Raw genomic sequence first — 11,628 nt, 5'->3', positions numbered from 1 at the left:
CCGGGCGAAGCGGGTCGCCACCATCGCATCAGTGGCGATCGCAAGCGCGGCGCAGCCGGGCGAAGCGGGTCGCCACCATCGCATCGGTGGCGATCGCAAGCGCGGCGCAGCCGGGCGAAGCGGGTCGCCACCATCGCATCGGTGGCGATCGCAAGCGCGGCGTAGCCGGCCGAAGCGGGTCGCCACCATCGCATCGGTGGCGATCGCAAGCGCGGCGTAGCCGGCCGAAGCGGGTCGCCAGCATCGCATCCCGTCACCCCCGCGTGCGAACATATGTTCGTGCGGTGTGAGGCGTCCATCATGCACGCGGACCTGGATTCGTTCTACGCGTCCGTGGAGCAGCGCGACGATCCGACGCTGCGTGGCCGCCCAATCATCGTCGGCGGCGGGGTCGTGCTCGCCGCCAGTTACGAGGCCAAGGCCTACGGCGTGCGAACGGCGATGGGCGGCGCCCAGGCGCGGCGGCTGTGCCCGCACGCCGTGGTCGTCCCGCCCCGGATGAGCGCGTACAGCCGCGCCAGCGACGCCGTGTTCGAGGTGTTTCGCGACTGCACACCGATTGTGGAGCCGCTCTCGGTGGACGAGGCGTTTCTCGACGTCGGCGGCCTGCGCCGGGTGTCCGGAACGCCGGTACAGATCGCCGGAAGGCTACGCGCCGACGTGCGCGACCGCGTCGGCCTGCCGATCACGGTGGGCATCGCCCGGACGAAGTTTCTCGCCAAGGTCGCCAGCCAGGAGGCCAAGCCCGACGGGCTGCTGTTGGTGCCGCCGGACCAGGAGCTCGCGTTCCTGCACCCGTTGCCGGTCCGGCGGCTGTGGGGCGTGGGCGCCAAGACGGCCGAGAAACTCCACGCCCATGGGCTCGTGACCGTCGCCGACGTGGCCGAGCTGAGTGAGTCGACGCTGGCCTCGCTGCTGGGCGGCGCCATGGGGCGCCAGCTGTTCGCGCTGTCCCGCAACATCGACCGCCGCCGGGTGACCACCGGTGTGCGGCGGCGGTCCGTCGGGGCGCAGCGGGCGCTCGGCCGCGCCGGCAACACCATGTCGGCCGCTGAGATCGATGCGGTGGTGATCAACCTGATCGACCGCATCACCCGCCGGATGCGTGCCGCCGGGCGTACCGGCCGCACGGTGGTGCTGCGCCTGCGGTTTGACGATTTCGGACGGGCGACGCGGTCACGGACGCTGCCGTGGACGACGTCCTCGACGCAGCCGATCCTGGCCGCCGCGCGGGGGCTGGTCGTGTCGGCCGCTCCGCTCATCGCGCAGCGCGGGCTGACGCTGGTCGGGTTCGCGGTGTCGGGGATCGACCGCAGCGGCGCCCAGCAACTGACATTGCCGTTCGATGAGCACGACAACCGGCTCGCCATCGACGCGGCGATCGACCGGGTGCGTGATCGGTACGGCAGGTCCGCGCTGACACCCGCGGTTTTGGTCGGCCACGATCCGGGTACGGAGATGCCACGTCTTCCCGACTGACGGGTTGTGATCGTTCTCACCAATCATTCTCTGCCGCAAGCGATTTCGATGATTTGAGGTTGATTTGAATCAGCCTCTCGGCGCCGCAAGTCTGACGGCCTGATGGTTAGGCTGGCGAAAACCCGACCATCGAAAGTGAGCGACCGAACCCGATGCCGCCGCCGCACCAAGCCCGCGACAGCGGCCTGCCCCGCGAAGGTCTCCTGCTCGGTTACAGCGCGCTGCTCGCCTTGTCCGCGGGCTTCGTCAACGCCGTGGCGCTTTTGATCCTGGCGCTGCCCGTCGGCAACCTGACGGCGATCACCACCCAGCTGGGCATGAACACGGCCAACCCCTGGCTCTACGAAGGGCACGTGCTCGCCGCGATCTTCTTGGGCTTCTTGGCGGGAGCGACGGTGGCCGGAGCGATCCTTGCGTCCACCGATGCCCTTGCGGGCCCACGCCACGCCGCTGTGCTCTTCCTCGAGGCAGTGTTGCTCGTGCTCGCCGCGGCCGGTGTCGAGGAGACCGTCGTCAAGGCGCAGATCAACGCCCTGGGCGTCGAGCAGACCGCGGTGCAGGCGCTGTTCGCCGCCGCGGCCCTCGGCCTGCAGAACGCGATGACATCGAGCTTCCGCGGAATGGCGATCCGCACCACGCACTTCACCGGGACCGTCACCGACCTCGGGCTGATCCTCGGCCGCAGTCGACTGCACGGAATCGATAAATGGAAAGCCGCGATCCTGGCGACCACCCTCCTGCTGTTCCTCGGGGGCGGCGTGGCCGGGATCGTGTTCGGCGCGCGGTTAGGGGGTTACGCGTTGCTCATCCCGGCCGCGACCTGCGCCACCGTGGCCGCCGCCAATCTATTGCAGAGCGCCGCCCGCAGCGAAGAACCGGTTCCCGAGCACGCCGAACCGGTGCGGGTCTGAGCGGCCGTCTCAATTCGAGCCGGTCCACTCCAGCAGCTTGTCGGCCGGCCAGGTGTTGACGATCCGGTCGACGGGCACGCCCACGTCCAGCGCACGCTGCGCGCCGTAGCCGAGGAAGTCCAATTGGCCCGGCGCGTGCGCGTCGGTGTCGATGCTGAACACGCAGCCGATTTCGAGCGCCAGCTTGAGCAGCGCGGTCGGCGGGTCCCGGCGTTCGGGTCGCGAGTTGATCTCCACCGCGGTGCCGTGATCGCGGCAGGCGGTGAAGACCGCTTCCGCGTCGAACTTCGATTGCGGACGGATGCCCCGGTTGCCCGATACCAGCCGGCCGGTGCAATGGCCCAGCACGTCGGCGTGCGGATTCGAAACGGCGCGCACCATGCGCCGCGTCATCGCCGAGGCGTCCATCGACAGCTTGGAATGCACGCTGGCCACGACCACGTCGAGCCGCTCGAGCAGCTCGGGCTCCTGGTCCAGGCTGCCGTCCTCGAGGATGTCGACCTCGATCCCGGTGAGGATGCGCATCGGCGCGAACTGGTCACGCAGCTTGTCGATGACGTCGAGCTGCGCACGCAGGCGCTGGGGCGACAGCCCGTTGGCGATGGTCAGCCGCGGCGAGTGGTCGGTCAGCGCGCAATACTCGTGCCCGAGCGCGGACGCAGTCGCCATCATCTCGTCGATCGGTGCCGACCCGTCCGACCAGTTCGAATGCAGATGCAGATCGCCCCGCAACGCCGCCCGGATGTCCCCGCCACCGAGATCCTCTGCGGCCGAACGTAATTCGGCCAGCAGGTCGGGCTCGCGGCCGCACCAGGCCTGGCCGATGACCTTCGCGGTCTTGGGACCGATGCCGGGCAGCGACTGCCAGCTGTTGGCTTGGCCGTGCCGCTCGCGCGCCGCGTCGTCGAGCCCCTCGATGATGTCGGCGGCGTTGCGATATGCCATCACGCGCCGCGGGTCGTGGCGGCTGCGGTCCTTGTAGTAGGCGATCTGCCGCAAGGCCTCTACGGGATCCATGACTCCAGTGTGCCTGCGTGGTGACTGCAAGCGCGGCGGAGCCGGGCGACGCAGGTCACCGCCAAAGCCGTCCGGGTCACCGGAACTCCCCGGCGATGAATCCGGCGAGCAGGACGCCGAAGCCCCCGATCTCGCCGGCGATGAGCAACGCCATCATCACCCCGGTGCCGGGGACGGGGTTCTCGAACTGGTTGACGGTGTCGCGCCGCGCCCCGTGCCCGATGTAGCTGAGGATGGCGCCGACGAAAAAGAAGACGACCACGCCGGCCGCGGCCAGGTTGAGCCACGCCGGCCACGCGCTCAGCTCGACGAAGACCGCCAGCAGCAGCGTCGCAAACGAGTAGAGCAACGCCGCCCGGTGTGCGATGTCGACGTAGGGATGGGCGCGGTGGTCGTCGGCCGTCATGATCTGCCGGTACTTCCAAACCCCGAGGACCAGCGCGAGCAGAAAGATCAGCCCGGCCGCCAGCAGCGTGATCTTGGTGTCGAGCCCGAGGGAGTAATTCATCGCGAGCCTGAGTTTAGTTGCCCTTCATAAAGATCGACTAACGTCGATTCCATGCGATTCGCCTTCAAGACCTCCCCGCAAAACACCACCTGGGCCGACATGCTCGCCGTCTGGCAGGCCGCCGACGACATCGACGTTTACGAGTCCGGGTGGACCTTCGACCACTTCTACCCGATTTTCTCCGACAGCAGCGGGCCCTGCCTGGAGGGCTGGACGACGCTGACCGCGCTGGCGCAGGCCACCAAACGGTTGCGGCTGGGCACGCTGGTGACGGGCATTCACTACCGCCACCCCGCCGTGCTGGCCAACATGGCCGCCGCACTCGACATCATCTCGAACGGACGGCTCGAGCTGGGCATCGGAGCCGGCTGGAACGAGGAAGAGTCAGGCGCCTACGGCATCGAGCTGGGCAGCATCCGGGAACGTTTCGATCGATTCGAGGAGGCGTGCCAGGTGCTGACCAGCCTGCTCAGTCAGGACACCACGGACTTCGACGGCAAGTACTACCAGCTCAAGGGCGCGCGCAACGAACCCAAGGGCGTCCAGCGCCCGCACCCGCCGATCTGCATCGGCGGCAGCGGGGAGAAACGGACGCTGCCGATCACCGCCCGCTACGCGCAGCACTGGAACTTCGTCGGCGGCCCGCCCGAGGTGTTCGCGCGCAAGCGCGACGTGCTCGCCGCGGAGTGCGAGAAGATCGGGCGCGATCCGAAGGAGATCATGTTGTCGGCGCACCTGCGCCTGGACGAGCAGCGCAACTACCAGCAGGTCGTCGAGGAGGCGGCCGGGCTGGCGGCCGAGGGACTCGACCTGGGCATCGTCTACATCAACCCGCCCCACGACCCGAGCGTCCTGGAACCGCTGGCCGAGGTCATTCGCGATTCGGGATTGCTGAGCTGATCAACACCGGTACCGGGGACCTTCGCGGTGTGCCGAACATGTCCCCCCGTTTGCTCCGTCGAGCAAACCCCCGCGTCGCACCCGGAGGCGCGCGGCGGGGCGGCTATGCCCCGAAGATCAGTAATTCGGCGGCGGTGACCAGGCGCTCGTGTTTGGCAGGGAACTCGCGGCTCTTCACGGGGTGACGAAACCAGGACCAGGCGATTCGCCCCATCCGGGATCGAGGTACTGGATTGATGTGCACAGTGATCACTCCTGCGATCGTTCCGTTCCGCCGGAGCCCCGATCACTCGCCCGTGTGACGAAGCCCACAACGGGTTATTAGACACCCGCCGCCTGGCAAACGGTGGCAGACTCGCCGATTTTGGGACGTGTGTTTCTGATGTGACTTCTGTGACTACTGGAGCGGTACTGCGGTCGGCTTGACCGGCGCGGGAAGGGCGGTCACACCCATCAGGTAGCGGTCCACGGCCGCGGCCGCGGCCCTGCCCTCAGCTATCGCCCAGACGATCAGCGACTGGCCGCGGCCCATGTCCCCGGCGACGAACACGCCCGGTACCGACGTGTCGAAGTCGGCGCCACGCGCGACGTTGCCGCGATCGGTGAGCTTGACTTCGAGGTCGGTGAGCAGGCCCTCCCGCTCCGGTCCGACGAAGCCCATCGCCAGCAGCACCAGATCGGCCTCGAGCTCGAAGTCCGAGCCCTCGACCTTGACGAACTTGCCATCCTGCATGGTGACTTCGTGGGCTTTGAGCGCCGTCACGCGGCCATCCTCGCCCACGAACTGCTCGGTGTTCACCGAGAACACCCGCTCGCCACCCTCTTCGTGCGCCGACGAAACCCGGTACATCAAGGGGTAAGTCGGCCACGGGGTCGATTCGGCCCGAGACTCCGGCGGGCGCGGCATGATCTCGAACTGGTGCACGACGGTGGCACCCTGGCGGTGCGCGGTGCCCAGGCAGTCCGCGCCGGTGTCGCCGCCGCCGATGATGACGACCTTCTTGCCCTTGGCGGTGATCGGGGGCTCCCCGTCGGGCCCGAGGACGTCATCGCCCTCCTGCACCCGGTTGCCCCACGGCAGGTACTCCATCGCCTGGTGGATTCCGTCCAGGTCCCGACCGGGGACGGGCAGGTCCCGCGCGGCGGTCGCACCACCGGCCAGCACCACCGCATCGAAGTCGGCGCGCAGCTGTTCGGCGGTGATGTCGACCCCGACGTTCACACCGGCGCGGAACTCGGTCCCCTCGGCGCGCATCTGGTCCAGGCGCCGGTCGAGGACGCGCTTCTCCATCTTGAATTCCGGGATGCCGTATCGCAGCAGGCCGCCGATGCGGTCAGCCCGCTCGAACACGGTGACCGTGTGGCCGGCGCGGGTCAATTGCTGCGCCGCGGCCAAACCGGCCGGGCCCGAGCCCACCACCGCGACCTTCTTCCCGGTCAGCTTGTCCGGGGGCAGCGGCTCGACGAAGCCTTCTTCGAAGGCGCGGTCGATGATCTCCAGCTCGATCTGCTTGATAGTCACCGGATCCTGATTGATGCCGAGCACACAGGCCGGTTCACACGGCGCCGGGCACAGCCTGCCGGTGAAGTCCGGGAAGTTGTTGGTGGCGTGCAGCCGCTCGATCGCGTCGCGCCACCGGCCCGTGCGCACCAGGTCGTTCCATTCGGGGATCAGGTTCCCCAAAGGACAGCCGTTGTGGCAGAACGGAATACCGCAATCCATGCAACGGGTCGCCTGCTCGCGCAGCGTGCCTTCGTCGAAGTCTTCGTAGACCTCGTGCCAGTCCTTCAACCGCAGCGGGACAGGCCGACGCTTCGGCAGTTCCCGGTGGGTGTACTTCAGGAAGCCGCTCGGATCAGCCATGCGCGGCCGCCATGATCGCCTTGTCCACGTCGATGCCGTCGCGCTCGGCTTCGGCGATCGCCTGCAGCACCTTCTTGTAGTCGCGCGGCATCACCTTGACGAAGTGGCGCTGTTGACCGCGCCAGTCGGCCAGGATCCGCTGGCCCACCGCGGAATCGGTGGCATCCACGTGCGCCCGGATTATCCCGTGCAGGAACTCGGCATCGTCGGAGTCCAGCGCCTCCATGTCCACCATCTCGATGTTGAGATTGTCCGGCAATTCCTCGTCCGGGTCATATACGTAGGCCACGCCGCCGGACATTCCCGCGGCGAAGTTGCGGCCAGTGCGGCCCAGAATCACTACCCGACCACCCGTCATGTATTCGCATCCATGGTCACCCACACCTTCGACCACCGCGTGGGCACCCGAGTTGCGGACCGCGAACCGTTCGCCGACCACTCCGCGCAGGAATGCCTCCCCGCTGGTCGCGCCGAACAGGATCACGTTGCCGCCGATGATGTTGTCCTCGGCCACATAGTCCTGCGGGGCGTTGTCCGACGGCCGCACCACAATCCGGCCACCGGACAGGCCCTTGCCGACGTAGTCGTTGGCATCGCCGTAGACGCGCAGGGTGATTCCCTTCGGGACGAATGCCCCAAAGCTGTTGCCGGCGGAGCCGTCGAACGTTATGTCGATGGTTCCATCCGGAAGGCCCTGGCCGCCATAGGCTTTCGTCACCTCGTGGCCGAGCATGGTGCCCACCGTGCGGTTGACGTTGCTGATCGTGGTGGAGAAACGCACCGGCTTGCCGGAATCGAGCGCCTCCCGGCTCATCACGATCAACTGCTGATCCAGCGCCTTGTCCAGACCGTGATCCTGCCGCGAGCTGCAGTACAGGTCCTGGTTCATGAACGCCGACTCGGGCTCGTGCAGCACCGGCGTGAGGTCCAGCTTGTGCGCCTTCCAGTGCGCCCGCGCCAGCGTGGTGTCCAGCGCCCCCACCTGGCCGACGGCCTCGTTGAGGGTGCGGAAACCCAACTGCGCCATGTACTCCCGCACCTCTTCGGCGATGAACATGAAGAAGTTCTCGACGAACTCCGGCTTACCGGTGAACCGCTCCCGCAGCAGCGGGTTCTGGGTGGCGACGCCGACCGGGCAGGTGTCCAGGTGGCACACCCGCATCATGATGCAGCCGGCCACCACCAGCGGCGCGGTGGCGAAGCCGAATTCCTCGGCGCCCAGCAGCGCGGCGATCATCACGTCGCGGCCCGTCTTGAGCTGGCCGTCCACCTGGACCACGATCCGGTCGCGTAACCCGTTGAGCAGCAGGGTCTGTTGCGTCTCGGCCAGACCGAGCTCCCAGGGCGCGCCGGCGTGCTTCATCGACGTCAGCGGCGTCGCGCCGGTGCCGCCGTCGTGGCCCGAGATCAACACCACGTCGGCGTGCGCCTTGGAAACGCCGGCCGCAACCGTGCCCACCCCGTTCTCGGAGACCAGCTTGACGTGCACCCGCGCGGACGGGTTGGCGTTCTTCAGGTCGTGGATCAGCTGCGCGAGGTCCTCGATGGAGTAGATGTCGTGGTGCGGCGGCGGAGAGATCAGGCCGACGCCGGGCGTGGAGTGCCGGACCTCGGCGACCCACGGGTACACCTTGTGCCCCGGAAGCTGGCCGCCCTCACCGGGTTTGGCGCCCTGGGCCATCTTGATCTGGATGTCGGTGCAATTCGTCAGGTAGTGCGAGGTCACGCCGAACCGTGCGGACGCGACCTGCTTGATCGCGCTGCGGCGCCAATCCCCGTTGGGATCGCGGTCGAAACGCTTGACGTCCTCGCCGCCCTCACCGCTGTTGGATCGCCCACCCAACCGGTTCATCGCGATGGCGAGCGTCTCGTGGGCTTCGGCCGAGATGGATCCGTAGCTCATCGCCCCGGTCGAGAAGCGCTTGACGATCTCGCTCGCCGGCTCGACCTCTTCCAGCGGAATCGGGGGACGCACACCGCCGCGGAACTTCAGCAGGCCACGCAGTGAGGCCATCCGCTCGCTCTGGTCGTCGACCAGCCGGGTGTAGTCCTTGAAGATCTTGTACTGACCGGTGCGGGTCGAGTGCTGCAGCTTGAAGACCGTCTCCGGATTGAACAGGTGATACTCACCCTCCCGGCGCCACTGGTATTCGCCGCCCACCTCGAGCTCGCGGTGCGCGCGCTCGTCGCGGCGGTCCAGGTAGGCCAGCCGGTGGCGCGTCGCGACGTCGGCGGCGATGTCCTCCAGGGTGATACCACCGATCGGACAGCTCAGTCCGGTGAAGTACTCGTCGAGCACGTCCTCGGAGATGCCCACCGCCTGGAACAGCTGTGCACCGGTGTAAGAGGCGAGCGTCGAAATGCCCATCTTGGACATCACTTTGAGCACGCCCTTGCCGGCCGCCTTGACGTAATTGTTCAGCGCCTTCTCGCGGTCGATCCCGTCGATCGCGCCGCGGTCGAGCATGTCCTCGATCGACTCGAACGCCAGGTAGGGGTTGATCGCCGCGGCCCCGCACCCGATCAGCATCGCCATGTGGTGCACCTCGCGGGCGTCGCCGGTCTCGACGACCAGGCCCACGTGGGTGCGTGTCCGGTCGCGCACCAGGTGGTGGTGCACGCCGGCGACGGCGAGCAGCGACGGGATGGGCGCCATCTGCTCGTTGGACTCCCGGTCGGACAGGATGATGACCCGCGCACCGTCCTCGATCGCCGCCGACGCCTGTGCGCGCACGTCGTCCAGCGCCGCGGCCAGCCCCGCGCCGCCCTCGGCGACCGGGTACAGGCAGCGAATCACTTTGGACCGCATGCCATGCGGACGCCCGTTGACTTCGTCGTCGGGGTTGAGGTTGACCAGCTTGGCCAGCTCGTGGTTGCGCAGAATCGGCTGCTGCAAAGCGATCTGGTGACACGAGTGCTCGGTCGGCGTCAGCAGGTCGCGCTCCCCGCCGGTGGTGCCCTGCAAACTGGTCACCACCTCCTCGCGGATGGCGTCCAGCGGCGGGTTGGTCACCTGGGCGAAGAGCTGCTGGAAGTAGTCGTAGAGCATCCGCGGACGCTGCGAGAGCACCGCGACCGGGGTGTCGGTGCCCATCGAGCCGATCGGCTCTGCGCCGGTGCGCACCATGGGCGACACCAGGAGGTTGAGCTCCTCGTAGGTGTAGCCGAAAGCCAGCTGCCGCTTGACAAGTCGATCGTGGGGCATCCGCACGTAATCGCCCTGCGGCAGCTTCTCGAGGGGAACCAGGTTCCTATCGAGCCACTCCTGGTACGGGTGCTCGGCGGCGAGCTCGGCCTTGATCTCCTCGTCGGAGACGATGCGGCCCTGGGTGGTGTCCACCAGGAACATGCGGCCCGGCTGCAGCCGCATCCGGCGGACCACCTTGGCGGGGTCCAGATCCAGGACACCCGCCTCGGAAGCCATCACCACCAAGCCGTCGTCGGTGACCCAGATCCGCGAGGGGCGCAAGCCATTTCGGTCAAGAACGGCGCCAACGATGGTGCCGTCGGTGAAGGTGATCGACGCGGGACCGTCCCAGGGCTCCATCAACGACGCGTGGTACTCGTAGAACGCCCGACGCGCCGGGTCCATCGATTCGTTGCGCTCCCAGGCCTCGGGGATCATCATCAGCACCGCGTGCGCCAGGCTGCGGCCGCCCAGGTGCAGCAGTTCGAGCGCCTCGTCGAAGCGTGCGGTGTCGGAGGCGCCCGGGGTACAGATCGGGAACAGCTTCTCGACATCGGCTTCCGTGCCGAAGATCTCGGTCTTGATCAACGCCTCACGGGCCCGCATCCAGTTCTCGTTGCCGGTGACGGTGTTGATCTCACCGTTGTGGGCGACGCGACGGAACGGGTGGGCCAGCGGCCACGACGGGAAGGTGTTGGTGGAGAACCGCGAGTGCACGATGCCCAGCGCGCTGGTCATCCGATCGTCTTGCAGGTCAAGATAGAACGCCTTGAGCTGCGGGGTGGTCAGCATCCCCTTGTAGACCATGGTCTGACCGGAAAGGCTTGGGAAATAAACGGTTTCGCGCCCGGGACCGTCCTGGCCCGGTCCCTTGGTGCCGAGTTCGTGCTCGGCGCGCTTCCGAACCAGGTAGCAGCGGCGCTCGAGCGTCATGTCGGAAGCGCCGGCCATGAACACCTGCCGGAAGGTGGGCATCGCGTCACGGGACAGCGCCCCCAGCGAGGAGTCGTCGATGGGCACGTTGCGCCAGCCGAGCACCGTCAGGCCCTCGGCCTCGGCGATCTTCTCGACCGCGTCGCAGGCCGCCGCGGCGTCCTTCGACGACTGGGGCAGGAAGGCGATGCCGGTGGCATAGCTGCCCGGCTCGGGGAGTTCGAAGTCGACGACCTCACGCAAGAACGCATCCGGAACCTGGATCAGGATGCCGGCCCCGTCACCGCTGCGCGGCTCGGCGCCCTGAGCACCGCGGTGTTCGAGGTTGAGCAGCGCGGTGATTGCCTTGTCCACGATGTCGCGGCTACGACGGCCGTGCATATCGACGACCATGGCTACCCCGCACGAATCGTGCTCGAACGCGGGGTTGTATAACCCGACGCGCTTGGGCGTCATATGCACCTGACCCTTCACCTGAACGTTGCGAGCGGCCGTTGACGGCTGCTCCGATGAGATCGCACCCGAAGGTTGCGGGCTGTGACCCCTCGGTCTTGTCTCGATAGGCTGTCCCCCAGGCGGAGATGATCCTGTTAGGGATGCGTCCGTGCAGCGCTGAACGGTGGCCTGGAAACCGGTCTCGACAAGTCGTAAAACGATATGACAATACCCGGCTGACATGCCAACTTCGTCAAGTCTAACCGTCACCTGGCAGCGCCGTAAATTTCTCGGCGGCGGAGGCGCCGCAGCGGCGCCGACGTGCTGTTTCGGGTTTGCAATTTCCGTCACAGCCGCCCGGATCCCGGCGGTCCGGTGTGGCGGGTGGGGCGCC

7 protein-coding genes and 1 pseudogene are annotated in these 11,628 nt (G+C 67.5%); 4 read left to right on the top strand and 4 right to left on the bottom strand.

What is annotated here, in order from left to right; translation table 11 throughout:
• The 3 genes and pseudogenes from A5704_RS29665 to A5704_RS01710 form a co-directional block, all read left to right on the top strand.
• A pseudogene (locus A5704_RS29665) lies at positions 1 to 131 on the top strand (hypothetical protein); the annotation flags it as partial.
• Between the two features lie 142 nt (positions 132 to 273).
• Positions 274 to 1,479 carry a DNA polymerase IV gene (dinB, locus tag A5704_RS01715; RefSeq protein ID WP_067887095.1) on the top strand — a complete coding sequence of 402 codons (1,206 nt, stop codon included), beginning with the start codon at positions 274 to 276 and terminating at the stop codon, positions 1,477 to 1,479.
• Positions 1,480 to 1,631: 152 nt separating this feature from the next.
• Positions 1,632 to 2,390: a YoaK family protein gene (locus tag A5704_RS01710; protein WP_067887092.1), complete on the top strand. Its 759-nt coding sequence runs from the start codon at positions 1,632 to 1,634 to the stop codon at positions 2,388 to 2,390.
• Positions 2,391 to 2,399: 9 nt separating this feature from the next.
• Here the strand turns inward: A5704_RS01710 and A5704_RS01705 are convergent, their stop codons facing one another.
• Positions 2,400 to 3,407: a PHP domain-containing protein gene (locus tag A5704_RS01705; RefSeq protein ID WP_067887089.1), complete on the bottom strand. Its 1,008-nt coding sequence runs from the start codon at positions 3,405 to 3,407 to the stop codon at positions 2,400 to 2,402.
• 76 nt (positions 3,408 to 3,483) lie between these two features.
• Complete coding sequence (locus tag A5704_RS01700) at positions 3,484 to 3,915, bottom strand: hypothetical protein (RefSeq protein WP_067887086.1); 432 nt, start codon at positions 3,913 to 3,915, stop codon at positions 3,484 to 3,486.
• Between the two features lie 51 nt (positions 3,916 to 3,966).
• Here A5704_RS01700 and A5704_RS01695 point away from each other — a divergent pair, with 51 nt between their 5' ends.
• Positions 3,967 to 4,815, top strand: coding sequence for an LLM class F420-dependent oxidoreductase (locus tag A5704_RS01695; RefSeq protein WP_067783942.1), 849 nt, complete (start codon positions 3,967 to 3,969; stop codon positions 4,813 to 4,815).
• A 397-nt stretch (positions 4,816 to 5,212) separates the two neighbouring features.
• Here the strand turns inward: A5704_RS01695 and A5704_RS01690 are convergent, their stop codons facing one another.
• Positions 5,213 to 6,679: a glutamate synthase subunit beta gene (locus A5704_RS01690; RefSeq protein ID WP_067751882.1), complete on the bottom strand. Its 1,467-nt coding sequence runs from the start codon at positions 6,677 to 6,679 to the stop codon at positions 5,213 to 5,215.
• Positions 6,672 to 11,255 (bottom strand): glutamate synthase large subunit, encoded by a 4,584-nt coding sequence (gene gltB, locus A5704_RS01685; RefSeq protein WP_067783944.1) that lies wholly within the window; start codon positions 11,253 to 11,255, stop codon positions 6,672 to 6,674. The genes A5704_RS01690 and gltB overlap by 8 nt, the downstream gene beginning before the upstream one ends.
• Positions 11,256 to 11,628 lie beyond the last annotated feature (373 nt).

Source organism: Mycobacterium sp. E735 (assembly GCF_001666955.1).
GTDB lineage: Bacteria > Actinomycetota > Actinomycetes > Mycobacteriales > Mycobacteriaceae > Mycobacterium.
The sequence above is the reverse complement of the archived record's forward strand: the minus strand, read 5'-3'. Positions and strand labels throughout refer to the sequence as shown.